At 69.0% G+C, this 24723-nt stretch carries 22 protein-coding genes and 1 pseudogene; 11 read left to right on the top strand and 12 right to left on the bottom strand.

Features of this window, described 5'->3' with window-relative positions:
• The first annotated feature begins 230 nt into the window (after positions 1-230).
• The gene (locus P3G67_RS32830) at positions 231-734 is read left to right on the top strand and encodes a metallophosphoesterase family protein (RefSeq protein ID WP_276096753.1); all 504 of its coding nucleotides are present in this window, start codon (positions 231-233) and stop codon (positions 732-734) included.
• A 108-nt stretch (positions 735-842) separates the two neighbouring features.
• On the opposite strand, the gene P3G67_RS32825 is transcribed toward P3G67_RS32830, so the two are convergent.
• The 4 genes from P3G67_RS32825 to P3G67_RS32810 form a co-directional block, all read right to left on the bottom strand.
• Entirely contained in the window at positions 843-1280 is a 438-nt protein-coding gene (locus P3G67_RS32825) for a VOC family protein (RefSeq protein ID WP_276096752.1), read from the bottom strand.
• Positions 1281-1720: 440 nt separating this feature from the next.
• Positions 1721-2716 carry an SDR family NAD(P)-dependent oxidoreductase gene (locus P3G67_RS32820; protein WP_276096751.1) on the bottom strand — a complete coding sequence of 332 codons (996 nt, stop codon included), beginning with the start codon at positions 2714-2716 and terminating at the stop codon, positions 1721-1723.
• On the bottom strand, positions 2713-3882 hold the full coding sequence (locus tag P3G67_RS32815; protein ID WP_276096750.1) for a UDP-N-acetylglucosamine--N-acetylmuramyl-(pentapeptide) pyrophosphoryl-undecaprenol N-acetylglucosamine transferase: 1170 nt from the start codon (positions 3880-3882) through the stop codon (positions 2713-2715). The genes P3G67_RS32820 and P3G67_RS32815 overlap by 4 nt, the downstream gene beginning before the upstream one ends.
• Positions 3883-4157: 275 nt before the next feature.
• Positions 4158-4457 (bottom strand): hypothetical protein, encoded by a 300-nt coding sequence (locus P3G67_RS32810; RefSeq protein WP_276096749.1) that lies wholly within the window; start codon positions 4455-4457, stop codon positions 4158-4160.
• Positions 4458-4481: 24 nt separating this feature from the next.
• On the opposite strand from P3G67_RS32810, the gene P3G67_RS32805 reads away from it, so the two are divergent.
• The 4 genes from P3G67_RS32805 to P3G67_RS32790 all read left to right on the top strand — a co-directional run bounded on the left by P3G67_RS32805 (position 4482) and on the right by P3G67_RS32790 (position 7421).
• A complete protein-coding gene (locus tag P3G67_RS32805) occupies positions 4482-5318 on the top strand; it encodes an NAD(P)H-binding protein (protein WP_276096748.1) in 837 nt (278 codons plus the stop codon).
• 485 nt (positions 5319-5803) lie between these two features.
• A complete protein-coding gene (locus P3G67_RS32800) occupies positions 5804-6214 on the top strand; it encodes a hypothetical protein (RefSeq protein ID WP_276096747.1) in 411 nt (136 codons plus the stop codon).
• 196 nt (positions 6215-6410) lie between these two features.
• Positions 6411-6776: a hypothetical protein gene (locus tag P3G67_RS32795; protein WP_269858173.1), complete on the top strand. Its 366-nt coding sequence runs from the start codon at positions 6411-6413 to the stop codon at positions 6774-6776.
• Positions 6777-7043: 267 nt separating this feature from the next.
• Positions 7044-7421, top strand: coding sequence for a hypothetical protein (locus P3G67_RS32790; protein WP_276096746.1), 378 nt, complete (start codon positions 7044-7046; stop codon positions 7419-7421).
• A gap of 310 nt (positions 7422-7731) precedes the next feature.
• On the opposite strand, the gene P3G67_RS32785 is transcribed toward P3G67_RS32790, so the two are convergent.
• Entirely contained in the window at positions 7732-8187 is a 456-nt protein-coding gene (locus P3G67_RS32785) for a transglycosylase SLT domain-containing protein (protein WP_276093212.1), read from the bottom strand.
• A gap of 554 nt (positions 8188-8741) precedes the next feature.
• Between P3G67_RS32785 and pip the strand changes: the two genes are divergently transcribed.
• The 3 genes from pip to P3G67_RS32770 all read left to right on the top strand — a co-directional run bounded on the left by pip (position 8742) and on the right by P3G67_RS32770 (position 11681).
• Positions 8742-9701, top strand: coding sequence for a prolyl aminopeptidase (gene pip / locus P3G67_RS32780; protein ID WP_276096745.1), 960 nt, complete (start codon positions 8742-8744; stop codon positions 9699-9701).
• 309 nt (positions 9702-10010) lie between these two features.
• The gene (locus P3G67_RS32775) at positions 10011-10718 is read left to right on the top strand and encodes a class I SAM-dependent methyltransferase (RefSeq protein ID WP_313881773.1); all 708 of its coding nucleotides are present in this window, start codon (positions 10011-10013) and stop codon (positions 10716-10718) included.
• A gap of 153 nt (positions 10719-10871) precedes the next feature.
• A complete protein-coding gene (locus tag P3G67_RS32770; protein WP_276096744.1) occupies positions 10872-11681 on the top strand; it encodes an MBL fold metallo-hydrolase in 810 nt (269 codons plus the stop codon).
• 298 nt (positions 11682-11979) lie between these two features.
• On the opposite strand, the gene P3G67_RS32765 is transcribed toward P3G67_RS32770, so the two are convergent.
• Entirely contained in the window at positions 11980-12705 is a 726-nt protein-coding gene (locus tag P3G67_RS32765; RefSeq protein WP_276096743.1) for a TetR/AcrR family transcriptional regulator, read from the bottom strand.
• A 123-nt stretch (positions 12706-12828) separates the two neighbouring features.
• Here P3G67_RS32765 and P3G67_RS32760 point away from each other — a divergent pair, with 123 nt between their 5' ends.
• Positions 12829-13962 (top strand): FAD-dependent oxidoreductase, encoded by a 1134-nt coding sequence (locus tag P3G67_RS32760; protein WP_276096742.1) that lies wholly within the window; start codon positions 12829-12831, stop codon positions 13960-13962.
• A 66-nt stretch (positions 13963-14028) separates the two neighbouring features.
• On the opposite strand, the pseudogene P3G67_RS36395 reads toward P3G67_RS32760, so the two are convergent.
• The 6 genes and pseudogenes from P3G67_RS36395 to rpmB form a co-directional block, all read right to left on the bottom strand.
• Positions 14029-14193 (bottom strand): annotated as a pseudogene (locus P3G67_RS36395) (IS256 family transposase); the annotation flags it as partial.
• Positions 14194-14241: 48 nt separating this feature from the next.
• On the bottom strand, positions 14242-14946 hold the full coding sequence (locus P3G67_RS32755; protein ID WP_276096741.1) for a ribonuclease H family protein: 705 nt from the start codon (positions 14944-14946) through the stop codon (positions 14242-14244).
• Between the two features lie 303 nt (positions 14947-15249).
• Positions 15250-16557: an eCIS core domain-containing protein gene (locus tag P3G67_RS32750; RefSeq protein ID WP_391858399.1), complete on the bottom strand. Its 1308-nt coding sequence runs from the start codon at positions 16555-16557 to the stop codon at positions 15250-15252.
• Between the two features lie 270 nt (positions 16558-16827).
• Positions 16828-17391: a GNAT family N-acetyltransferase gene (locus tag P3G67_RS32745; RefSeq protein ID WP_276096740.1), complete on the bottom strand. Its 564-nt coding sequence runs from the start codon at positions 17389-17391 to the stop codon at positions 16828-16830.
• A gap of 574 nt (positions 17392-17965) precedes the next feature.
• Complete coding sequence (gene rpsN / locus P3G67_RS32740) at positions 17966-18271, bottom strand: 30S ribosomal protein S14 (RefSeq protein ID WP_276096739.1); 306 nt, start codon at positions 18269-18271, stop codon at positions 17966-17968.
• Positions 18271-18507 carry a 50S ribosomal protein L28 gene (gene rpmB, locus P3G67_RS32735; RefSeq protein WP_269859442.1) on the bottom strand — a complete coding sequence of 79 codons (237 nt, stop codon included), beginning with the start codon at positions 18505-18507 and terminating at the stop codon, positions 18271-18273. Before rpmB ends, rpsN begins: the two co-directional genes overlap by 1 nt.
• A gap of 272 nt (positions 18508-18779) precedes the next feature.
• Here rpmB and P3G67_RS32730 point away from each other — a divergent pair, with 272 nt between their 5' ends.
• Positions 18780-23942 carry a glycoside hydrolase family 38 N-terminal domain-containing protein gene (locus P3G67_RS32730; protein ID WP_276096738.1) on the top strand — a complete coding sequence of 1721 codons (5163 nt, stop codon included), beginning with the start codon at positions 18780-18782 and terminating at the stop codon, positions 23940-23942.
• Complete coding sequence (locus P3G67_RS32725) at positions 23939-24679, top strand: peptidylprolyl isomerase (protein WP_276096737.1); 741 nt, start codon at positions 23939-23941, stop codon at positions 24677-24679. Before P3G67_RS32730 ends, P3G67_RS32725 begins: the two co-directional genes overlap by 4 nt.
• The last annotated feature ends 44 nt before the right edge of the window (positions 24680-24723 follow it).

Here is a 24723-nt window from a genome sequence, read left to right as displayed (position 1 = left end):
TGTTCCTCAGTGCGGGTACCCGAGTCAGCAGATGGCATGCCAGCAACCGGGCGGGCCTCGGCCTGCGGGTTTCCTGTTTCCCGCCCACGGGTTGTCACATCCGGCTGGGCCGTCCAACACACGCCTTGAGGAGCACGCGATCACAGACCTTCCGAAACGGCCATGCCGCCGGGGCACCTGGCCGGAACCAGCAGCGCGCCTCCCGCGCTCGGCTTCGCTACCGTCGATCCATGCGCCTGCTGCTCACCTCGGACACCCATCTCCCGAAACGAGCCAAGAAGCTCCCCGAGGAACTCCTGGAACAGATGGAACTCGCCGATGTGGTGGTGCACGCCGGTGACTGGGTCGACCTGGCCACGCTCACCCTGTTCACCTCACGTACCCAGCGGTTGATCGGTGTGTACGGCAACAACGACGGCCCTGAGCTGCGTGCCCGGCTGCCGGAGGTGGCTCGCGCCGAGTTGGACGGGCTGCGGTTCGGCGTTGTCCACGAGACCGGACCAACGCGCGGTCGCGACCAGCGCTGCGCGCAGCGGTTTCCGGACCTGGACGTGCTGGTCTTCGGGCACAGCCACATCCCGTACGACTCCACCGCTCCCGGCGGGCTCCGGCTGCTCAATCCCGGCTCGCCGACCGACCGTCGACGCCATCCCAACTGCAGCTACATGACCGCGGTGACGGAGCCGGGTGGCCTCGTCGAGGTCGTCCTGCACGCATTGCCACCCCGTCGATGACGAGCGCGGGCGCCTCTGACCAGACAGCTCCGGGAATGGGCACACATGATGCCGAGCCACCCCGACGCAGCGCTTAGTTCGGGGGCGAACTTGGGCTCCGTCGGAGGGTCAGGCGACCGGCTGGCCGATACCCAGCATGTTCCCTTCGCTGTCACGAAACCAGGCGCCGCGTTCGCCGCGTGCACCCTTGCTCGGGTAGTTCCCCTCGATCTCGGCGATGCCGTCCCTCGTTCGCCCGCCGCCCAGCAGACCAGACAGGTCGACCTCCTCGAACACCACGCCGCGCCGCTTGAGTTCCGACACGACCCTCCCCAGGTCGTCGACCTCCCAGGCCATCTGCGTGAACGTGCCGGGCGAGGCCCCCGTCGACTGGAAAAGTACGAAGTCCGCGCCTCCGCACCGATAGAGCAGCCCACCGGGCCGTTCATCGACCGGCTCCAGCCCGAGCTGCTCGAAGTAGAAACGCCGCGCCCGGTCCAGGTTCTGAGCCGGAAGCCTGGTAGCTACGCGCGCCCCGGCCAACAGGCCCCTGTCATCCGCGTTCATTTCTCCACTGTGCCGCAAGCGATGGCCGGACGGTTGGAGGCAACAAATGCTTGGTGGTGCCCAGGCCAACCAGACCAGTACGGGTGTCCGCTGTTGCCGATCGCTTTGGCGCCCCGGAGCTGGGAAGTGACCGGGGCAAGGCTTCGGTCGTCCGCGGTTCCGTTGAAGTCACCGAGCACGATGATGTCGTGCAACGGCTCGTGGGCAATCGCCTGGTCCGGACCGGGTATCGGTGTCCCTCACCTCAGCCGTGGCACGAGATGTGCCGGGTGCTTCTGACTGAGCCACGGCCCGGCTCCCTCTCCCTCGTTTGATGTTGTCTGTTCCGTACGGCCGGGAGCCGTACAGGTCGGCAGCTTTGTGCGGGCCCTGGTGGGGCCCGCACAAACCACGCTCGTCGCTACATGGCGAAGTCACAGGGGCGCATCACCGTGGCCCGGTCAGACCTGGTAGGCCAGCGACCGGGTGGTGGCGTTCTGACGCAGCCATTCCGACGTACGCAGCAGTCCTTCGCGCAGCGGTACCTGAGGCTTCCAGCCGGTCAGGTCGTGTGCCTTGGTCGCGTCACACAGCAGTCGTTCGACTTCGCTGCCGGAAGGGCGTATCCGCCCCTCGTCGCGTACCACGCGTGCGGGCGAGCCGGTGACTTCGATCAGCAGTTCGGCGAGTGCGCCGATCGAAATCTCCTGTCCCGAACCGATGTTGACGACCTCCCCGACCGTGCGGTCCGACTGGGCCACGGCGAGGAAGCCGCGCGCGGTGTCTTCGCTGAAGGTGAAGTCTCGGGTGGGCGTGGTCGCGCCAAGTTTGATCTGCGTCGCACCGGCGTGGAGCTGACCGAGGATTGCGGGTATGACCGCGCGGGCCGACTGCTTGGGGCCGTAGGTGTTGAACGGGCGGACGACGGAGACCGGCAGATCAAAGGCATGGGCGTAGGACAGCGCCATCATGTCCGCGCCGATCTTGGAAGCGGAGTACGGCGACTGCGGTTGCAGGGGATGCGTCTCGTCGATCGGGGCGGTGCGGGCGGTGCCGTAGACCTCGCTGGTCGAGGTGTGGACCATGCGTGCCACGCCATGGCGCAGGCAGGCGGCGGCGACGTTGTGTGTGCCCGCGGTGTTCGTCTGCACGTATGACTCGGGAGCCTGGTAGCTGTAGGGAATCCCGATCAGGGCGGCGAGGTGGAAGACGACTTCGCATCCTGCGACGGCGTCGGCCGCCCGGCCGGGGTCGCGGACGTCGCCGGAGACGATCTCGACATCGTTTTGCAGATTGGCGAGGTGGCCTCGGTCGCCGTATGGCTTGTAGTGCGCGAAGCCACGCACCTTCGCGCCCCGGGCCAGCAACTGTTCGACCAGGGTGCTGCCGATGAAGCCCTCGGCTCCCGTCACCAGTACGGTGCGGCCCTGCCAGTAGGTGGTGGCGTCGTTCTTCATGCTATCTCCTTCGTCTGCTTGGTATGGCGGTGTTGTGCGGCCAAGTCGAGTACCCAGTCGGCGAGTTCATCCGCCGCGTGGGCATGCAATGGGGACGCGGCAGCCTGTGCCATCGCTTCGAGACGCCCGGGGGTGTCCAACAGCGCGCCGACTGCCCGCTGCAGGCGCTCCGCGGTCGCTTCGGTGTCGGGGACGAGCACGGCCCCGCCCGCATCGACCAGTTCGCGGGCGTTGTGCGTCTGGTGGTCGCCGGGCGCATAGGGGTACGGCACCAGCACGGCGGGTACTCCGGCGACACTGAGCTCGGCGACGGTGGCCGAACCCGAGCGGCAGACCATGAGGTCGGCGGCGGAGTAGGCCAGGTCGATGCGCTCCAGGTACCCGACCGCATGTGCCACCGACTCGGCGCCGAGCTGGGCTATTCGAGCGTTCAACGGGCCTGGACCGCCCTTGCCCGCCTTGATCAGCAGTTGCACGTCACGCCGGTCCCGCCAGCGGCCCGCCAGTTCGACGGCCGCATCGTTGAGCCGTACCGCGCCCGCGCTGCCACCGTTGACCACGATCAACCGGACGCCCTCCGGCACGCCGAAGCGGCGCCGGGCCAGTCGGCGGGAGGCGGCCCGGTCCAGTGAGGCGATCTGCGGCAGCAGCGGCATGCCGATGACCCGGCACCGATAGCCGAAGGCCGCCGCCCCGGCCCGGGAGGCGACCGCGATGTTGGGCGTCAAAGACGCCGAGAAGCGGTTCGCGCGCCCGGGCACCGCGTTGGACTCGTGTATCAACGAGGGGATACGGGCCAGGCGCGCACCGGCGATGAGCGGCGCGCTGCTGTAGCCGCCCATGCCCACCGCTACATCGGCTGCGACCTCCCGCAGAATGCGGCGGGCCTGTTCGGCGGAGCGGGCCAGCGCCGCAGGCAGCAGAAAGCGGCGGGAACCGAGCGATCGGTCGAACGGAATCATGTCGACGGTGTGCAACCGGTACCCGGCCTCGGGTACCAGCCTCGTCTCCAGCCCGCGCTCAGTGCCGGTGAAGACCACGGTCGCGTCCGGCTCGGCCCGCAGTACCGCCTCGGCAAGCGCGAGCCCCGGGTAGATGTGTCCGCCGGTCCCGCCGGCGCCGATGGCGATGACGGGGCCCGAGCTCTGGATCTGGTGAGTGCCCATGCCCGAGGACTGTGCGGTGGAACCCTAAGAGAAAGCTGAAAGGAAAACGGCACACCGGAATCCGTCGGACATTCCACACTCCGGCCCCGACCTGGCACACCCGACGCTCCCACCGCGGCCGAGGCCAGCGCCTCACACACCCCTTGTCCAGCACCTGCTGACCCCCGACGCTGTACCGGGCGATGTCGTCGTCGACACCTTCGACCTCCTCCTGCGCTCCTGGAGCGCGCTCGCGCAGCATCCGGTCCCAAAGGATGACTCCTGAACTTGGCGACCTACGGCTGCGCTTGGCGGGAAGCCGCCGAAAGCGGGTCGTGGTCGAATCGGCGCTTCATCGACGTTCGCCGAAATGGCCGAGCCCATACCCACGTCCTGGTGAACACGGCCGAGGCGGTCGCGGCGTCGGCGACCGCCGCGTCGACTCCGGTGTCCTTGGCGAACACGGCAGTTGGCGCGAAACTCGCCAGCGTCAACTTGGGAATTCCAGGGCTGACTGGCCGGTTGAGGTCATCGATACGGTTCGACAGGTCCGTGCGGAAGATCCGCTCGCGGCGGGTCGGCGCGGGAACACCCATCGCTTCCCCTCGACAGGAGAACTCATGACGATTCTGGTGACCGGCGCGCGAGGACATGTGAGCGCGGCCGTCCTGCGGGAATTGCTGGAACGCGGCGAGCCCGTGCGGGCCGCCGGGCGCAAGCCCCAGGAGGCTCGGCTGCCGGAGGGCGTGCCGGCCGTGCGGCTCGACCTCTCCGACCCCACCACGTTCGAGGCCGCTCTCGACGGAGTCCGCAAGGTGTTCCTGTACGCGGAGCCCGCAGGCATCGGCGCGTTCCTGGACGCGGCGCGCGCCGCGGGCGTGGAGCACATCGTGCTGCTGTCGTCGCAGTCGGCGGGCGAGAAGCGCGCGGAGCCGAACGCCATCGCCGCGTTCCACATCGCGGCGGAGCAGGCGCTGATCGCGTCGGGCATTGACTGGACGATCGTGCGGCCCGGCGCGTTCGCCACGAACGCGCTGCAGTGGGCACCCTCGATCCGCGCCGACGGCGTGGTGCTCTCCGCGTTCCCGAACACGCACAACTCGCCCGTGCACGAGCGGGACATCGCGGCGGTGGCGGTCCAAGCGCTGCTCAACGAAGCGCATCACAAGGCGACTTACCACCTGACCGGCCCCGAGTCGCTCAGCGAGGAGCAGATGGTCGAGCTCATCGCGCACGCCATCGGCAAGCCGGTCCGGATCAAGCCGATCAGCCGCGAGGAGGAGCTCGCCCGTACGGCACGGTCCACGGGCCCCGAAATCGCCGATGTCCTGATCGCGTACCGCGCCGCAGGCGACGGCGTGCCCGCCGAGGTACACGACGGGGTACGGGAGGTCACGGGGCGTCCCGCCGTCCCGTTCTCGCAGTGGGCGAAGGACCACGCGGCCGACTTCCAGTGACGGTGACAGCACCGGCGGCAACCGGCACTCCGGGATCCCACTTGGAAGCGGCTGATCGAGCTCCCTACCGAGCAGAGCCGTGAAAGCCCGACACCCGCTGCCGCGCCTACCACAACCCCTTTGATGTTCCGGCGCACCGGTTCGAGTACCTCCATGTGCGCGCGGGTACCGCGGCGTTCGGTTCAGCGTCGTTGGCTCCTCGTCCCGGCGACCTGCCCGTACAGGCACGGTTCCCGAATGCCCCGAAGATGCGATTTACCGTTCGTGCGAGTGGCGGTCGAGCCGGTTGCGGGGCGGGTAGTCGGTACGGGTCGTTATGAACGTTACGACTCGTTCGGGATCTTGGAGGAGACCGCTTGACGGGCTTCACTCGCAGTGGCGCCTCAGCAGCAGCTGTTGCTGCTTCGCCGGTTCCGGTCGCTGGCCACGCAACTTCGACGGCCACGCCGCAGTTGTACGCCCCGAGTGCGACGGTAACTCTGCCCGTGCGCGATGTCCTTGCCGATCTCTCGGTTCGGACGGGGTGCCGTACTGGCGCTGGGCGCACGAAGATCAGGCGCTGGATCCACGTCAACAGGGAGTCGGGCTGTCCCGCCGACAACCTCTGGCACACCCTGACCAGTGCCCTGGTGCACTTCTCCTTGTTCGCTTCCATGGCGGCGTTCATCATCGCCGCCTACTCGGCTCCCAGGCGTTGGCCGTTGGTGGGACGCTGGGCGCGGTGGCTGATGCCGGTGTCCATGGCCGCGGCCATCTCCTCCGTGGGCCCCTATGTGGGCTGGCCGGGCGGGCATGGGATCGCCCAGCGGATCCACTTGGTGACCGTGGCTTTGTGGTTCTTCCTGCTGGCGGCCGAACTGCGGTGCCGCCGGACGGACGGTGAAGGCACAGCGTAGGAGGGACTGCGGGGGCCGTGCCGCTGCTGGACCGCGCGGTCGTGAGCCCAGGGTCCGGTACACGCCCGCGAACCGGGGCGCGTCCGTTCCGGTGTAGGTGAGCCGCGTCCCGTGTCGGCATGCGTGCGGCCGACGTTGGTAGGGCCGTGAGAATGTACACCCTGTCCCGGCTGGGCGCTCCCGCGGCGCCGAGGTCATGATCAGACACCCTGCGGAGCGTGGCGGCCCGCAGCGCGGCACGTTCGCCCGGCTTGCCGAGTGGGGCTCGAACCTGACCAGTTCGCCGCTGTTCTTCTCGTTCTGCCTCCTGCTCGTCGGGGCGTTCATCGCGGTCCATGTGGCCGGTCTGTCGTTGGACTGGCAGCACGTTGCGGGCGACGCGATGGGGGCTCTCACGCTGCTGTTGCTGGCGTTGTTGAAGAACGCTGAGCGTCGTGCGGAGCATGCTGTCCAGCGGAAGCTGGATGCCCTCGCGACCGCGCTGCTTCACCACTGGGGCGGTGAGCAGGGCGAGGCACGGCAGTGTCTCAAGGAGGCCATCGGGATGGAGGAGCAGCTCTGACGGCCTGATATGGGTGGAGTTACGCGGACCTGAACTGACGTTTCGCACGATTCGTACGTGGCTGGATTCGACTGTGCTCTGGCAACGCTCAGCGGCCGGACATCTCCAGGGCGCGGGTCGCTGGCCCATAGTTCTCCAGGTACACGAACAACCCCATCGCTCACCGCTGAAGATCCGGGCAGGGATGTTGCGCCCAATATGCGCCCGGCCCGCGACGGCGCCGCCGTACCATCTCTTCAAGCGCGTCCTAGCCTTGGGGAGGAAGCCGTGAGTACCCCCGACCTGTCTGCCGCGGACCTGTGGCTCCCGGATCCAGAAGAGCACGATTTCCCGGCGGCCGCCGACTACTTGGATCTGCTCGTCGATGCGGAGCAGGTGGAACGGGCCGTGACTGCACTACGCCAAGCCGGGACGATCACCAAGAAGGCGAAGGACATCATGCGGGCGTCTCAGCTGCCGCTGCTGCCCGCGGACAACATCCACGTGAGGCACAACATCCACAAGGTCCGGGATGGCAAGAAACTCAGTCCCGTGCTCCTTGTCCGAGGCCAGCCGCTGATCATCGCCGACGGCTATCACCGGGTCTGCGCCGCCTACCACTTGACGGAAGACCTCGACATCCCCTGCCGACTGGTCAGCCCGTAACGCGAGAGCAGGTCAGTTGGACCGCTCCTACCGTTTGTGTCGCTGCTCGAAAATCCAACAGGGGGCGGAAGCGGCTCAGCGTTGCGGCTGCCCCGTCAAGGTGTCGGTGGGAACGTGACCCCACTCCTCGTTGGCCTGACCAGGGCAGTCGTTGTGGTCATCCACCCCCGCCTTGGAACTCCGACCACCTCATGACCGACGCCTCCTGCCGTGGGGCGGCGCCGGGATCGAACGCAAACGCCGCGCGGGGCGGCGGCACTTGGAGTGCCGTCGCCCCGCGTGGGGTGGGAGTCTCGCCTGGAGTGCGCGCTCAGTAGGCGGAGTTGACGTTGTCGATCGAGCCGTAGCGGTGTGCCGCGTAGTTGGCGGAGGCGGTGATGTTGGCGACCGGGTCGTAGATGTTCGAGGAGGTACCGGTTACGTGGTAGGCCTTGAACGTGGGGTCGATCACCTGCATGAGGCCCTTGGAGGGGGTGCCGATCTTGGCGTTGGAGTCCCAGTTGTTGATGGCGTTGGGGTTGCCTGCGGACTCGCGCATGAGGTTGCGGTGGATGCCGTCGTAGCTGCCGGGGATGCCCTTGTCGTGCATGACGACCAGGGCCTGCTTGATCCAGCTGTCGACGCTGCCGCTCTGGGTGGCCGCCGATGCGCTCGGGGCGCCGGCGGTCGCGGCGAGTACCGACAGGCCGGTGGCGGCGAGGCCGCTGAGGGCGAAGGTACGGGCCTTGGTCAGGCGGCGGGTCGAGGGCTTGGTGAAGCGCAGCATGCGAGGGGTACCTCTTTCGTCGGGGACTCCAAAAGCATTAACCAGGCATTAGGGGCAAAACAAGACATAAGAATCGGCGTGGGCTACGACCTGGATTAGTACGGCGACATTCACTCGCGGATGGACCCCCGCCATTCCCGGCTTGCGGGCACCTGGTTGCCACTAAGTGGCCTCGTATGTGACGCGCCTCATATCGGGGGCATCACAGTGAACCCCCCTTAATGTGACGTGGGTCATATTGCGCCCGTCACACGAATAGGCCACCGAACAGAAAAACCCTGCGCGAGTAGTAGGGAGACCCACCGGAAATTCCGCGAGAGGCACGGGGCCCCGCCCATCTCGGGCGACGCTGGCGACCCCGGCACACCTCACGACGAGCCGACTGACTGCCTCGCCGCCCCCCTGCCCACCGCTGGTCGCACGGCTTCGCGCCCAACGGAATGCCCGCACGCCCACGAGGGGGCCGAGTAGCGTCAGGTCAACGCCCCTGCCAATGCGGCGCGTTGGGAAGACTCACGGAGCTCAACCACGGTCACTCCGTAGGATCGACGGTCATGGTTGATCTCTACCCTGCGACCCGCCCTTACGACTATGGGTTTCTCGACGCCGGAGACGGCAACCGCATCTACTACGAACAGCTCGGCAACCCTGAAGGCAAGCCTGCTCTGCATGTCCACGGCGGCCCGGGATCGGGCGCACCGCAGCGGCCGACGAGGGCCTGGGACCCCGAGCGCTACCGCGTCATCCGCTTCGACCAGCGCAACTGCGGTCGCAGCACCCCGCACGCCAGCGACCCGGCAGCGGACATGGGTCTGAACACCACGCAGCACCTGATCGACGACATGGAGCGGCTGCGCGAGCGTCTCGGCATCGAGAAGTGGCTGATGAACGGTGCCTCCTGGGGCTCGACGCTCATCCTGGCCTACGCGCAGCAGCACCCCGAGCGGGTCAGCGAGGTAGTCGTCCAGGCGGTGACGACGACCCGCCGCTCCGAGACCGACTGGCTCTACCGGGGCGCCGGGCGCTTCTACCCCGAGGCGTGGGACCGGTTCCGCGACGGCGTCCCCGAGGCCGAGCGGGGTGGCGACTTGCTGGCGGCCTACGCGCGGCTGATGGAGAACCCTGATCGGGCGATCCGGGAGAAGGCCGCTGCCGACTGGCTCGCCTGGGAGGACGCGGTCATCTCCAACGAGCCCAACGGCGTGCCCGGCATGTACAGCGACCGGGAGGTCGACGCGCAGATCGCGTTCGTACGGATCTGCGCCCACTTCTTCAGCAACGGCGCGTGGCTGGAGGAGGACCAACTGCTGCGCGACGCCCACAAGCTGGCCGGGATCCCTGCGGTGCTGGTGCACGGCCGACACGACATGGGCAGCCCGGTACAGACGGCGTGGGAGTTGGCGAAGGTGTGGCCGGACGCGCGGCTGCACATCTTCGAAGACTCCGGGCACACCGGAAGCGCCGCGATGCAGCACATGGTCCGGGAAGCCATTGAGGAGTTCAAGAACCGGTGATCCTCTGAGTATGTAGCAGAGGACCTCGAACGGGAGGTGCTCGGTCCAGGCGACAGGCGGTCCTGACCGTGACCGTCCAGCGTGCGCGGCGTTGTCACCGTCGGGCGGATTTCACGGGCGGCAGGATCGCGAAGGGCCGTGCGCGAACCGGTGGTTGTGCTTTCGGGAGGAGTGGCGGAGTTGGCGGACGGTGGTCAGCGGGCCTGTCCCGCCATGCGTCGCGTGGTGCAGGAGGCCTATGGTCCAGCCGATCTGAGTGGGAATCCGATCTTCGCCGGCGGGTTCATCAACTTCTGATACTGGCGGGCCATTGACCTGAGACCGCCACTCAACGAGGCGGAGCGGGTCCGCAGCCAGGAGGATCTCTACCGGTATGTCCTGGACGCCGCTGGGCTGTTGAAGGAGCCGAAGGTTCTGGAAGTGGGCTGCGGGCTCGGGATGGGATGCGTGGTGGCCCTGCGTGAATACGGTCCCGCCGCGGTTACCGGCATGGACATTCATCCGGAGCAGTTGCAGCGGGCGCGCGACGCGCACGCCGGCCTGCTGCGGGAGGAGCCGGGACGTCTGCGGTTCGTCCAAGGGGCCGCGGAACACATGCCGTTGGAAGACGGCGAGTTCGATGCCGTCATCAGCGTGGAGGCCGCTCAGCACTTCCCGGATATCGTCGCCTTCGCAGCGGAGACGTCGCGGGTGCTGCGACCGGGCGGCCGCGCGGCTGTCGCCAGCTTCTTCACCGTGGACGACGCGCCGGGTCGGCCGGAGGAACTCGCGGGGCTGCTGGACACGTACGCGAACGGCCTGGACATCGCGCGGCCGGTGAAAGCGCTCGTGGACGCGTTCGCGGCAGCCGGGCTCACGGGGGGGCGCGTCGAATCGATCGGGCCGCACGTCTGGCCCGGATGGGACCGCTGGCTCAGCCGGTGGTGGGCTCCGGGAACCTGGCCGCGGAACTTCCTGCGAGCCTACGAGCGGCGGATCCTCGACTACTACGTCGTCACGGCGGTGCGGCCGGGGTAACCAGGCGGGTAGGACCCCGGTGCCATGACGGAAGTGGTCAGCCGCCGCCTGCCTGGTTACATCGGTAGGAGCAGCGGCTCGCGGTAGCGCTGGTGCCTGAGTCGCCCCTGCGAGTGTCCGCGCCAGGCCAGTGACTCGCACCTAGGGAGACCCATGTTGATCGGTGACATCGACATCCACCCCATCGCCGACGGGACCTTCCGGGCTTCCCCCGCCTACTTCGGCGCCCACGCCCGCGCCGACGGCCATGAGGACCTCTTCACCCGCCACGCGATGGCCTGGCTGCCCATCGGCTGTTTCCTTGTGCGAACCGGTGACCGCACGATCCTTGTCGACGCCGGTATGGGACCAGAGATGCGTGACGATGGCCCCCGCCGACTCCTGGTCGGCGGCCAGCTTCTGCTCGGGCTCCGCGCCGTCGGCGTCGCTCCGCCGGACATCACCGACGTCATCTGCACCCACCTGCACGCCGATCACTGCGGCTGGCTCTTCGCCCCGGACGCCTCCCCGGTATTCACCCACGCCAGCATCTGGTTCGGCGCGCACGACTGGGACCACTTCGTAGCCAACCCTGACGTGTGGATGTTCGACCACATCCGGCATGGTTTCCGCGCCGCCGCCGAGCGCGGTGACCGCCTCCGGCCCGTCGGCTGCGACACCACCGTCGCGCCCGGCGTCACCCTGACCCTGACACCAGGGCACACCCCCGGACATCTGTGCGTCGTCGTCTCTTCCGCAGGCCGCCGCGCGCTGCTCCTCGGCGACGCGATCGTCTGCCCGGTACAGCTCGACGAACCCGCCTGGCGATCGATCGGCGACGTCGACCACGAACTCGCACAACAGGTCCGCGAACGACTGTTCCGTGAACTTGAGGACGGCACCACCCTTGGCGCCGGTGCTCACTTTCCCGAGCTGCAGTTCGGCCGCGTCCTCACCGGGCAAGCGCGACGCTGGTTCACCTGACGGAGAGCCCGTGGCCCCCGATGGGGCCAAGCTGTGGTCACCGCGGCGGCTGAACTCCAGGGTGCGTTTTTGCGTACGCGCCGCAGGGGCGTCTGCTGCTACGTGAACTGCGGGCCGGTGGCGGATGTGAGCACTGTCAGTTGACGCGGGCGCTGAAAGTACCGGCGTTCTTCGCATCGGCTCGGCGAAGTCCGCCTCGACATGGCCAGCGGCGTCGCGCAGGCCCGGTGACCACTGCTGCGGGCCGTAGCCCCCTTGGGGTCCGCGCGGGTGGCCGGAGCCGAAGGGCTCGCCCGGCTCAGGTGGCGGGTGGGGCGCTCGCCTGCCCGTTGGGCAGGTGGAGAGCAGTGATGCCGGCGAGGACGAGATCGATTCCGGCGAGGAACTGCTCGCGGTCGTCGTGCTCGCGCATCTGGTCCGCGACGGACCGGGTGAACGGGTAGTCGTCGGGGTCGAGTTCCTCCCATGCCTTCGAGACGGCGTCGAGGAAATCGCCGCGGTCCACGTCGGGCCCGAGAACGCGGCCGTTCGCGGCGTTCTGGCCAGCGGCGCCGAGGATGTAGTGCACCAACGCGGAGGTCGCTGTGAACTGGCTGCCCTCGGGCACACCCACGGCACCGACCTGCCGACCGATGCTTTCGAAGATCCGCGGCGTCACCGACCCCCAGGGACTGCGGGAGAGCTGCGTGGCGAGCTGCGTCGCAAGCCACGGGTGTTCGTCGATCGCGTCGAACAAGCCGAGCGCGACAGCGCGGATCTTCCCCCTCGGCGCGTCCGGAGACTCGGCGGGCTCGATGGCCAGAGCGGCGGCGACGACGGCGTCGGTCGCGGCGTCGAGCAGCTCGCTCTTGTTCGCCACATGCCAATAGATCGCCCCGGGCCCGGTGGCAAGGCGCTCGGTCAGCGCCCGAAACGTCAGCCCGCCCTCGCCGGCAGCATCGAGCAGCTCGACGGCAGCCTCGACGATGCGCTCCCGGGAGAGCGCCTCTGTGCGCCGCTGTGACCGGCGCGTCCGCGTTGCCATGTCGCCATCTTGACACGCCTGGAGCGTCGTTCCAACATTGGAACGGCATACCAGAGTGGAACGACATACCAGAGCGACTGGCCGAACCTCACCGACGGCGGCCTCGATCCCGAAGGAACACAAATGGGCACTCCCGTCACGATCATCGGCGCCGGACTCGGTGGCCTCACCCTCGCCCGCGTCCTGCACGTCCAGGGCATCCCGGCCACGGTCTACGAGGCGGAGCCCTCACCGACGGCCCGCGCGCAGGGCGGGATGCTCGACATCCACGACCACAACGGCCAACCCGCGCTGCAGGCGGCGGGCCTGATCGACGAGTTCCGCGGCCTCATCCTGGAGGGCCGCCAGCAGTACCGGTTCCTCGACCGGGACGGGACCGTGCTGCTCGACATAGCCGACGACAGCACGGGTGGACGCCCCGAGGTGCAGCGCGGTGAGCTGCGACGGATCCTGCTCGACTCGCTGCCGGCCGACACCGTCCGGTGGGGGCACAAGGTCAGCGGCGTCCGTACCCTTGGCGACAACCGCCACGAGGTGACCTTCGCCGACGGCACCACCGTCGCCACGAGCCTGCTGATCGGCGCGGACGGCGCGTGGTCACGAGTCCGGCCGCTGCTCTCCAGCGCCACACCCGAGTACGCCGGCCTGACCTTCGTCGAGACCTACCTGTTCGACAGCGACACCCGGCACCCCACCAGCGCGAAAACCGTCGGCGGCGGGTCCCTGTTCGCGCTCGCACCGGGGAAGGGGATCCAGGCTCACCGCGAGAGCGGCGGGACCCTCCACACCTACGTGACGCTCCTCAAGCCGCAGGACTGGTTCGCCTGTATCGACTTCACCGATCCCGCCGCGGCCAGCGCGCGGATCATGCAGGAGTTCGACGGCTGGGCGCCGGAGCTCACGGCGCTCATGACCGACGGTGACATCGTGCCGGTCCTGCGCCCCGTCAATACGCTGCCCAATGGGCACCAGTGGGATCGGGTGCCGGGGGTGACCCTGCTCGGCGACGCCGCTCACCTCATGATTCCGTCCGGTGAGGGCGCCAATCTGGCCATGTATGACGGCGCTGAACTCGGCAAGGCCATCGCCGCGCACCCCGATGACGTCGAGGCCGCGCTCACCGAATACGAGCAGGCACTGTTCCGCCGCAGCGCCGCGGAGGCCACCGAAGCCGTCCGCATCCACCAGCTCATGTTCGGCGACAACGCACCCCACAGCCTGATCAACAGGTTCACCGGACACGAGCAGACCCAATGAGCCAATCGTCATGTGGGCCCAAGGACATCGATGAACCGGCCAGGGATTGGTGTACCAGGGCCTGTCTGTGAGTTCGGTGGAGGCGGTGGGTTCGTCGGTTTCTGACTCGATCGGGTGGAGGCGGAATTTGGCGAGGATTTCGCGGCCCATGTAGCGGCGGGCCTCGGCCCGTTCTTCGTTCTGCTCGGCGAGTACGGATCCGACCTGGCGGATGACGGCTGTGCCGTCGGGGTTCGCGCGCCGCGCAGATCGGCTCCGTGGTTTCCCGTTGCCCAGAACCTATGTGGCGGGTGCGGTGCTCGTGGCACAGGACGGGTGGCCCCAGCCCCGTGGAGTCTTCGCGATCGTCTCCCCTTGCGCGTATGGACGCCCGCAGGGGCAGTGCCCGGGGAACTTCGCCTTGACCGTGGCGCCCGCGCTACGCGCCGACCGGCCCCGGCGGGAGTTCGCCGGAGCCTTGGCGCCCCCGCTCGGTCGGCCCGTGCGCTGCGGGCCCTCCTGTGGCGGCATCTCTGACCCGAGAGAGGTGCCGGCAGCCTGCTGTGTGCGGGCCACGTAGCTGGCCGCGCGGTCCGCGACATCGTTGTAGGGATCTCCGTCCACTTGGTGTGCGGGCACGTAGACGAAGTCGACCGCGCGTCCTGTGAGCAGTTCGTCGATTCGGACCACCAGGTCGCGGTTGGCAACAGGGGTTCCGGCTGCGGTCTTCCAACCCCTCTTACGCCAACCGGGCAGCCAGTCCGTGACCGCCTTCATCGCGTACTGGGAGTCCATCCGCACTTGAAGTGGGACGGTGGGGTCCGTGGACGCCAAAAGCTCACGCAGGGCGGTCAGTTCGGCCACGTTGTTGGTGGCGATCCCCAGCGGCCCGGCTTCCCAGCGGTCGACCGTGCCATCCGGGGCCGCCAGGACCCATGCCCAGGCGGCGGCCCCGGGATTACCTTTCGACGCGCCGTCGCATGCGGCAATGATCTGTTCAGCCATGCTGCGATTCTTCCACTTGGAGCGCTGTGGCCGACGTCCGTGGTTCCCCCATTGTGCTGCTCCGCAATGGAAGGACTACGGGCAGGCCCTCCAGCTGGTACATCAACTCAGCTTGAGAACCAGCGTCGCCAGAGACTGTGCGGCGGGCTCACTTCGCACGCATCTCGGCGCTGTCTTCTGCATCCGACCGACGTGTCCGGAACCTGACCGTGCAGCGCCACACCCCAAGTCGCCCACAGTGCTCGCCCCAGCGCTCAGGAACACGGTCACATTCGTGATCAACGACTGCTGGGGAAGCGGGCGCTAGCCGATCGTCACGTTGATTCCCGCGCTCCTCATGTCAGCGACAGCCTGCGCCGACGCTTGTTGGGCGTCAACGCCGTTCAACCGCGGTTGGTACAGGTGATGTGCGCGAACGCTGATGGCAAACCGGTGCCCGGAATAGCCGTGTTGCGCCAGGGCGATGAGTCTTTCGGCGCACCCTTCGGCACCGTCGACCTTGGTGCAGGTCCGCCTCGCGCTGGAGCAGGGACTCGCGGTGAGGTGGATGGCGAGAGCGTGCACGCCGCCCTGCCCCGCGGCCAGGGCCTGCGCGACTGCGGGATTCCCGTACATCCCGGCGATGGTTGCCTCGATCTCGTCCACCAACTGGTCCTCGGCGTGATCACCGGGCGAGTACGGGGTGGTTTCGCTGCTGAAGGTTCCGATCGTGACGCCGTTGAGTGTTGCCTGCAGGGTGACGGAGAAGCCGGGGTGGGCGGTGACGGTTGCGCCTGGCTCGTAGTGGACGCGTTGCACACTCTCCATGGTCGCCGCCGTCGACTGCCGCACCGTGCCGCTGAGTCCTGCGGCCTGCGCGCGTTGCACGGGGCTGGGTCCACGCAGCACGCGATGCGCCTGCGCTTCGGCTTCACGTTCGAACCGGTCCGAGGGGTCGGAGACTTTGAGCCCGTCGCCGTTGTCGGTGCCTGCTACCGGCCCTTGACGCTGCTGGATGACATGCGTCAGCTCGTGGGCGAGAGTGTGCCGGTCAGCGCCGCCTTCGCCGATGACCACATGGTTTCCGGACGTGTAGGCGCGTGCGCCGATTTCGGCGGCGGAGCGTTGGGCGGCGGGACCGGTGTGCACACGCACATCGGAGAAGTCCTCGCCGAAGCGTCCCTCCATGTCGGCGCGGACCTCGTCATCCAGCGGCTTGCCGGGGCCGCGTAGTACGTCAGGGACGGTCGAGCGCTGGACTGGGGCCATCTCCTGGTGGCCGCATCCAGGGCCGTGCGTGTGCTGGTCGTGGGCCAGGGCGCGCTGCATGGCCGCATTGCCCGCCGTGCGCTGCAAAGCAGCGACGGTCGCCGGCGTCCAGCCGGTTGATCGGCAGTCCTGGATGTGCGCGGCCTGCTGCTGGCGTTCGGCCGCTACCAGCGAGCGCTGTGAGGTGCCGCTCTGATCCCTTTGTTTCCCGTGCGCCCGCATGAACATCTCCTCGACTTCGGACAGAGACTGACCAACAGACTCCCCGAACGGGAAGCGGGCGGGGAATGTCTGGACGGGCACCAGTGCGGGCAACGTCGCCCGACAGGCGCGCCGCGCCCCGCGCCCGGTTGCGTTGGTCACCAGTACCAGGAGCACTTGTGCCCGTGCTCGGCGTCTCAGGGCGCATCTCCTCGTCGGCCGGGAATGGTGCGTTGGCGAGCACGACTGCGAGTTCGCGGGCGTGTGGCGGCGGCATTTGGTCGCACCACCACGGCAGAGGGCCAACTGATCTTCGCTGAAGCGGTCATTCCCATTGCGGGACCCGGCGCCCCGGAGAAGGGGGGCGGCAAGCAGTCGAGTCGTGTGGCCTGACCTTGGTCAGCTCGTCGGGTTGCCCCCGGCGCGGCGGGTTCACTCCACGCGCTGTGGAGCCGCGCTCTGGGCCATCTCAGCAGTGATGGCCCAGCGTTCGTGATCCCGCCACGCGCCGTTGATGAACTGGAAAGCGGTCGAGTACCCCTCTCGCCGGAACCCCAGTCTCCTGACGAGGTTCAGCGAAGGCGTGTTGTCGGGCTGGATGTTCGCCTCCAGTCGGTGCAGTCCCAACTCGCCGAACGCAAGCCGCATGACGAGCCCCAGCCCCTCGGTCATATAGCCGCGGCCGGTCGTTGAGGCGTAGGCGGTATAGCCCAAGGATCCGCATTGGAGGGTGCCCCGGACGATGTTGTTGACGTTGACACCGCCCACGATCGCTCCCGTGTTCCGCAGGCAGATGACAAACCCCTCGTGGGTGGGCTGCGCAAAACGTTCGAGGTAACTTTCGAACGCCTCTGTCGAGTTCTCGCGAGCTGGCAGCCACCGGCGGTGCAGCTCGTCGCTCTCCTCGGCCAATGCCCTGAGTTCCTGGTGGTCGCGGCGACAGACATGCCGAACAGCCACCCGGCGCCCAGACACAAGGTAGTTGGTGGAAGACATTCACGGATCCTACGCAGCCTGCCGGGACGAGCACTGGCCCCACCTGCTGTTGCGCTGGGGCCCGCGTTGCCGGTGGCGGGGGTTCATCTCCGACCGCGCGGCGAGGATGGTGTCGTATGCGGGGCCACCCCGTCGGCCTCGTGCCCCGGCGACGTGGTTGCTCCGTGAACCGGGTGAACCGTTGCTCGCCTGGATGCCGTCACGCGATCGACCGGTGGACGGCGGCGTGAGGGCGGTCCGTGGCCGGTCCGACGCTCGACCAGTCTTCTGCGATGAGCTACCCATCGCGCCCCCCGTCGCCGCTCCCTCCGTAAAGCGTCACCGCGCCCGATGGCCGCCCACGCAACTCGAATCTTCCGGGGGCGGGTGGGATTTGCGGTGAGTCGATACCGGCAGGCCCCTCCGTGGGGGTTGCTCGCCGTCGCGGCGGGCACTTCTTACCGCCGCCGCGCCGAGAAGCCGCCGTACGGTCGTCGCCAAGGACACTGCCGCGACGGTGAGCAACCGGGACGGCTCGGGTCCGGCGGTGCCGAACCCACAGCAACCCCCACCCGGCCCCGAAAAACTGGCGCGGCTACCAGCTGCTCTTGGTCACCCCCGGCAGCTCCCCCGCATGGGCCATCTCCCGCAGTCGGATGCGGGAGAGCCCGAACGCGCGGAAGTGGCCGCGCGGGCGGCCGTCGACCGAATCCCGGTTCCGGACCCGGGTGGCGCTCGCATCGCGCGGCTGACGCCGCAACTCTCGCTGGGCGGCGAGCCGTTCCTCGTCCGAGGACCGCGGACTCGCGATGATCTCCTTCAGCTCGGCCCGGCGCTGCGCGTACCGCGCGACGATCTCCTGCCGCTTCTCGTTCTTTGCGATCTTGCTCTTCTTCGCCATCAGACCTTCTCTCCCCTCGCCCGGATTCGGGTGACCGCGGCCTCGATCCCGATGACGTCCACGGTCTTGATCCCCTTGGTGCTCAGCGTCAGCCGTACGTACCGCCCCTCGCTCGGCAGCCAGTACCGCTTGCGCTGCACGTTGGGGTCGAAGCGCCGCTTGGTGCGCCGGTGCGAGTGCGAGATGTTGTGGCCGAACCCCGGCTGGCGGCCGGTGAGTTGGCAGTGCGCGGACATGGCTCCCTTTCGCTGGTGGATGGTGCTCGACTCCCCACCGTATCGCTTTATGAAAATGAAAACCAATTCTCAATGCGCCATCCGGCTCGTCGCCCCGCACGACCGGCGGCCCGGTCGTATTTGCATAGTTGATCGGTAAGTCCATGTTTGTGGTGATCTTTACAGGTTTGTCCTGGCATCTTTGGCGGGAGACCGGCGGCCCGACCGCCGTGGACAGACGTCGACCTGGAAGAGGTGCCGTGTCTGGGCTGCCTGAGGAGCGCGCGGCGAATGTGAGCCGCCGCAGGTTCTTGGCGTCGCTGGCGGTGGCGTCAGCGGCCGCGGTGGGTATGGACGGCGGCACGACCGCCGCTGCGCGGGCCGGGGTGACGGTGCCCGAGGCGGTGCCGCTGCCACTGCCCTACGACCTGGAGGGCGCGTCGTACGACTCCGACCGTTCGACCGGGGACTTCGACGGTCACGGCTGGGCCTTCCCGGCCGAGGAACTGCCCTCCGGTCACACCAGGGTCGCCGGGCTGCCGTTCGTGTTCCCGACGTACGAGCCGGGTGAGAAGAGCTTCCTGGCCGCGTCGGGCCAGACGCTCGACGTGCCGGAGGGCCGCCACTCGATGCTGTACCTGATCGGCGCCGCCTCCGGCGGTTCGGTCAGCAAGGAGGCGCTGGTCCGCTACGCGGACGGTGGCAGCGAGTCGGTACCGCTGCGGTTCACCGACTGGGCGCATCTGCCCCAGTTCCTGGAGGCGGTGGCCGTGGAGACCACGCACCGGCACCGGCCGGCGGGCGACGCGGGGCCGCGGGTACGGCTGTTCCTCCAGGTGGTGCCGTTCGACCCGGCACGGCAGGCGGTCAGCCTGACCTTGCCGGAGGCCCCCGCGTTGAAGCTGATCGCGGTCAGCGCACAACCGGCGGTGGACGCGGCGGCGGTGAAGGTCACCTCGGTGGCGTCGACGGAACTGTTCACGGGCACCGAGAAGGCGCCTCGCCAACTGGTGCACGTCACCGTCGCCAACATCGGCGCCCGGCCTCTGACTTCCGACTCCCCGGCGACCATCAGCCTGACCGGGGACGGTATCGGCGTCCCGGACCCGGCCACCGTCACGGACCTGCCGCCCGGCCACCAGGACACCATCGAGGTCGGCGTCGTCTACGCCGCACCGCAGACCGAGGGCACGGTGCACCGGGCCCGCGTCGAGGCGCGCACCGCGGACGTCCGGGACGTCCAGTCGGCACGGATCACCGCCGCCGAACCCGGCTGGACGATGTACATGGTCTCGCACTACCACTACGACCCGGTCTGGTGGAACACCCAGGGCGCCTACACCGAGTCCTGGGAGAACTCCGGCTTCCAGCGTCCCGGCCTGACCCTGGTCCAGGCACATCTGGACATGGCGCGGCGGGACCCGGACTACAAGTTCGTACTGGCCGAGCTGGACTACCTCAAGCCGTTCTGGGACACCTGCCCCGAGGACCGCGACTACGTGCGGCAACTGCTGCGCGAGGGACGGCTGGAGTTCGTCGGCGGACTGTACAACGAGCCGAACACCAACCTCACCAGCATGGAACTGACCATCCGCAGCGCGGTGTACGGCGTGGGGTACCAGCGCGACGTTCTGGGTGGGACGCCGCGCAGCACCTGGCAGTTGGACGTGTTCGGGCACGACCCGCAGTTCCCCGGCATCATGGCCGACGCCGGTCTGACCTCAAGCTCCTGGGCGCGCGGACCGCACCACGAGTGGGGGCCCAAGAGCTGTGTGGGGGACAACCGGCGGATGCAGTTCCGCAGCGAGTTCGACTGGATCGCTCCCAGCGGCAGGGCGCTGCTCACCAGTTACATGCCCAACCACTACTCGGCGGGCTGGTGGATGGACACCGCCAAGGACCTGCCGACCGCCGAGGCCGCCACCTACGAGCTGTTCCGCGACCTGAAGTCGGTCGCCGCCACGAAGAACTGCCTGCTGCCGGTGGGCACCGACTACTCGCCGCCGAACCGCTGGGTTACCCGCATCCACCGCTCCTGGGCCGACAAGTACGTCTGGCCCAAGTTCGTCACCGCGGTGCCCAGCGAGTTCTTCGACGCGGTGCGCCGGGACCTGGCCCGGGACAAGGTGGCGCTGTCCCCCCAGACCCGGGACATGAACCCCATCTTCACCGGCAAGGACATCTCGTTCATCGACACCAAGCAGGCACAACGGCAGGCGGAGAACACCCTGCTCGCGGCGGAACGGTTCGCCACCGTCGCGGCCCTGCTCGGCGCCCGCTATCCCGTGGAGGCGATGGACAAGGCGTGGCGACAGCTCTGCTTCGGCGCCCACCATGACGCGATCACCGGTTCCGAGTGCGACCAGGTCTACCTGGACTTGCTGGGCGGCTGGCGGGAGGCGCTGGAGCTGGGCCGGACCGCGCTGGACGGCGCCCAGGCGCTGATCGCCGCGCACGCGGACACCTCGGGGCCCGGCACACCGGTGCTGGTGTTCAACGCGATGTCCTGGCCGCGCACCGACGCCGCCCGGGCCACCGTGGAGTTCCCCGCGCCCGGCCCGGTGGGCATCGCCCTGCTGGACTCCACCGGCAAGAGCGTGCCCGTCCAGGTGGACCACCTCACCCGGCATCCCGACGGCACCCTCGACTCGGTGACGCTGGCGTTCGTCGCGCATGACGTTCCGGCCACCGGCTACGCCACGTACCACGTCATCCCCGCCAACGCCCCGCTGGACGGGCCGACCTGGGCGAAGTCGGACGGCCTGACGATCGAGAACGAGTACTACCGGCTGACCGTCGACTACGAACGCGGGGGCGCCATCACCTCGTTGTACGACAAGAAGGCGGCCAAGCAGATGCTGCGGCCCGGCTGCCTCGCCAACGAACTGCTGGCGTACGACGAGTACGAGGACGGCCCCGGCGCCCCGTCCGGCGGACCGTGGGTGACGGTTCCCAAGGGCGGCCCGGTCGCGGCGAGTTCGGCCTATCCGGCGACCGTCAGCGTGGAGCACTCCCCCGTCGGGCAGCGCATCACCGTCTCCGCCGACTTCGAACTGTGCCGCTACGCACAGGAGATCACCCTGTGGGACGGCGTCGACCGGGTCGATCTGACCACCCGCATCGACGGCTTCACCGGCACCAACCGCCTGATGCGGGTGCGCTTCCAACCCGCCGTCGAGGGCGGCATGCCGGTCTCCGAGGTGGGCGACGCGGTGGTGGGACGGGGCTTCGGGTTCCCCAACGTCGACTACGCGGACGCGAAGTGGACCCTGGAGTACCCCGCCTACAACTGGGTCGAGCTGGGCGCGACGCTGGTCGTCGCGCTGGTGAACACGGCGGGCGGCGACACGGTGCGGGCCGCGCGGGCGGTGAGCGTCGCCGAGGTCGTCGTGCCCGACATCACCGAGTACGCGCAGGCGGCGCGGGACGCGGTCACCGCGCTGGTGGCCACCGGTGTCACCGCCACCACCTCCACCCACGACGGCTCGCGCTACGGCAGCCTGGACGTGGACTCCAACCTGCCCGACGTGCGGGTCAGCGTCGGCGGGCCGGCCGAGAACGACTTCACCGCGGCGGTACTGGCCGCGGCCCCGCCCGGGTACCGGGCCGAACTCGACCGCCAGCTCGCCCGAGGCCGTACCGCACGGGTGTGGGTACCGGCCGACAAGCCGCTGGCCGAGGCGTGGCAGCCGCGCGCCGACCTACGCGGCCCGCGCACCCTGCCAGTCCTGGTGGTCGCCGGGCGCACCCCGGCCGACACCCGTACCGCGCTGCACGACCTCGCCGCCGAACTGCGCCGCGCGCCGAGGATCGACGTGGTGCAGCCCGCCGAACTCGACGGCACCACCGGTCGGGTCGAGCCGTACGGCTTCGCCGTGCTCAACCGGGGCCTGCCGGGCTTCACCATCGACAACTCCGGCGACATCTACCTGGGCATCCTGCGGTCCTCCACCGGCTGGCCGTCCGGCACCTGGATCGACCCGCCGCGGCGCACCCTGCCGGACGGGGCGAACTTCGAGACCAACCACTGGAGCCACACCTTCTCGTACGCGCTGGTCGGCCACCGCGGCGACTGGCGCGACGCCGGTCTGGCGCGACGCGGCCACGCCTACAACAACCCCTTCAGCACCCGGCAGGAGAGCGTGCACCACGGCCAACTGGGCGCCGCCGCCGAGTTCCTGGCCGCCGAGGGCGACGGCGTGGTGGTCACCGCGCTCAAGCCGCACGGCAACCCGATGGCGTCGATGGCCGGTACGGAAGTGGACCCGTCCGCCGGGGTCGTGCTGCGGGCGTACGAGTCGACCGGGCGGCCGACCACCGCCCGGTTCCGGTTCTTCCGCCCGCTGGACTTCCCGGCCAACGTCAATCCCCTTGAGCAGGAGGCCCGTTCGATCGCGGGGGCGGAGGGCGGAATCACCACCGAGCTCGGCGCGTTCGAGATCCGCACCATGGTGGCCACCCCGCGCGAGCCCGCCGGGCGTCCACGCGGGGTGCCGGGCGCCACGCGGCCGGAGCTGGCGCCGAGCGCGGAGCCCACCCAACCGGTCTTCGCGCGGTACTGGCGGCACAACAAGGGCGCCGCGTCGATGGGTTACCGGATGGCCTCGATCGAGGCCGAGCCGACCGCCGTCACCGGACACGGCCCTTACGACCTCACGGTCACCGTCGCCTCCTCGCACACCCGCGAGCAGGTCGCGGGGATGGTCGAGGTGATCGTTCCGGACGGCTGGACGGCCAGCCCCCCGAACCGCATGTACGCGCTCTCCCCCGGCGCGCATCTGCGGTACACCGTGCGTGTCCAGCCCAACGGCCCCAGCGGGCGGTACTTCGTGGCCGTCCGCACCGCGGACGGGCGCGGACAGGTCCACGAGGACGTGGTGACCGTGGACCATGTGCCCGCCGCGCGGGCCACCACCGCCCCGGCCCGGACCGTGCTGCCCGGCTCGGATCCGACCGAGCAGCTGGTGGAGTCCGCCTTCGAACGGGCGTTGGCGCTGTCCATCGACAAGATCACCCGCAAGGCACGGCTGGTCGTGCCCGAACGGCCCGAACAGCGGGCGCCGACCACGGAGTTGGACGCGGCCCTGGCGGTCCAGGACATCGTGGTGTCCCCGGGACAGACCGGCCACTTGTCCGTGACGCTGCGCAACACCGCGCGCTCGTCCATCCACGGCGAGGCCCAGCTGATCACCCCCTACGCGATCTGGCCGATCAGCGGGCCGTGGAGCCAGCCGTTCTCGGTTCCGGCGGGCGGCGAGAGCACGGTCGCCTTCGAGATCAACGCTCCGGGTGGCGCCCGACCGGGCAACTGGTGGGCGCTGGTGAAGCTGATGTACTTCGGGCGGCTGATCTACACCCCGACCGCGTCCATCATCATCAGTTCCTCCGCGCAGGCTCCCGCGCCCCGGCAGAGCGTTGACAGCGACGAGGGCCACACGGCGGCGAGTCCGTCATGAGCGCCGCCGGACAGGTCGTCGCCCGGGTAGGCGGAAGCGTGATCACCACCGTCGAGCTGGACGAGCGGCTGGCCGCCATCCGGAACGGGCCACTGGGCCCACGGCTGCCGAAGGACGGCACGCCGGCGGGGGTGCGACTGCGCCGCTGGGTCGCCCAACTACTGGCTTCCGAGGCGCTGTTGCTGCATGAGGCCGGACACAGCGTCCCGTCCCATGACGGCTCGCATCCGGCGCTCGACCGGGCCGCCCGGGCCCTGTTCGACCGGGTCACCGCGGACGTGATGGTCAGCGAGGCGGAACTGTTCCGGTACTACCGGGACAACCTCGATCTGTGGGCCCGCCCCGAGCGGCGTACCGTGCGGCAGGCGGTTCGCAACACCCGGGCGCAGGCCGCCGCCGTACGCCGCGACGACCTCGGCGCTCCCGAGACGCTGACTCGGGGGCAGCTCAGCGGCCCCTTCGAGGACGCGGTGTTCGGCGCGGCGCCGGGGGCGTGGATCGGACCGGTGCGGACGGTCTTCGGCTGGCATGTCGCCGTCCTCGACGGCGTCGAGCAGGGTGCGGTACTCCCCTACGACGCGGTACGCGAATCCATCCACGATGACCTGCTCTCCGCTGCGCGCGGGCAGGCGTTCGACGACTGGCTCGCCGGTCGCCGAGCCGCGCTCATCCATCTGTCGCCCGGCTACGAACACCCGGGCGACCCGAGCCTCCCGGACGCGGTGCACCGGCATTGAGGCCCCTTCGGCGTGCGGTGGTTGGCACCGCCGGTCTCCGCCAC

This window comes from Streptomyces silvisoli, from assembly GCF_029269905.1.
GTDB classification, from domain to species: Bacteria; Actinomycetota; Actinomycetes; order Streptomycetales; family Streptomycetaceae; genus Streptantibioticus_A; species Streptantibioticus_A silvisoli_A.
The sequence above is the reverse complement of the archived record's forward strand: the minus strand, read 5'-3'. Positions and strand labels throughout refer to the sequence as shown.

Bases quoted from the DNA above. Each gene is read 5' to 3' on its own strand.
- P3G67_RS32830 (WP_276096753.1), top strand. From the start codon at position 231: ATGCGCCTGCTGCTCACCTCGGACACCCATCTCCCGAAACGAGCCAAG.
- P3G67_RS32825 (WP_276096752.1), bottom strand. From the start codon at position 1,280: ATGAACGCGGATGACAGGGGCCTGTTGGCCGGGGCGCGCGTAGCTACC.
- P3G67_RS32820 (WP_276096751.1), bottom strand. From the start codon at position 2,716: ATGAAGAACGACGCCACCACCTACTGGCAGGGCCGCACCGTACTGGTG.
- P3G67_RS32815 (WP_276096750.1), bottom strand. From the start codon at position 3,882: ATGGGCACTCACCAGATCCAGAGCTCGGGCCCCGTCATCGCCATCGGC.
- P3G67_RS32810 (WP_276096749.1), bottom strand. From the start codon at position 4,457: ATGGGTGTTCCCGCGCCGACCCGCCGCGAGCGGATCTTCCGCACGGAC.
- P3G67_RS32805 (WP_276096748.1), top strand. From the start codon at position 4,482: ATGACGATTCTGGTGACCGGCGCGCGAGGACATGTGAGCGCGGCCGTC.
- P3G67_RS32795 (WP_269858173.1), top strand. From the start codon at position 6,411: ATGATCAGACACCCTGCGGAGCGTGGCGGCCCGCAGCGCGGCACGTTC.
- P3G67_RS32785 (WP_276093212.1), bottom strand. From the start codon at position 8,187: ATGCTGCGCTTCACCAAGCCCTCGACCCGCCGCCTGACCAAGGCCCGT.
- pip (WP_276096745.1), top strand. From the start codon at position 8,742: ATGGTTGATCTCTACCCTGCGACCCGCCCTTACGACTATGGGTTTCTC.
- P3G67_RS32770 (WP_276096744.1), top strand. From the start codon at position 10,872: ATGTTGATCGGTGACATCGACATCCACCCCATCGCCGACGGGACCTTC.
- P3G67_RS32765 (WP_276096743.1), bottom strand. From the start codon at position 12,705: ATGGCAACGCGGACGCGCCGGTCACAGCGGCGCACAGAGGCGCTCTCC.
- P3G67_RS32760 (WP_276096742.1), top strand. From the start codon at position 12,829: ATGGGCACTCCCGTCACGATCATCGGCGCCGGACTCGGTGGCCTCACC.
- P3G67_RS32755 (WP_276096741.1), bottom strand. From the start codon at position 14,946: ATGGCTGAACAGATCATTGCCGCATGCGACGGCGCGTCGAAAGGTAAT.
- P3G67_RS32745 (WP_276096740.1), bottom strand. From the start codon at position 17,391: ATGTCTTCCACCAACTACCTTGTGTCTGGGCGCCGGGTGGCTGTTCGG.
- rpsN (WP_276096739.1), bottom strand. From the start codon at position 18,271: ATGGCGAAGAAGAGCAAGATCGCAAAGAACGAGAAGCGGCAGGAGATC.
- rpmB (WP_269859442.1), bottom strand. From the start codon at position 18,507: ATGTCCGCGCACTGCCAACTCACCGGCCGCCAGCCGGGGTTCGGCCAC.
- P3G67_RS32725 (WP_276096737.1), top strand. From the start codon at position 23,939: ATGAGCGCCGCCGGACAGGTCGTCGCCCGGGTAGGCGGAAGCGTGATC.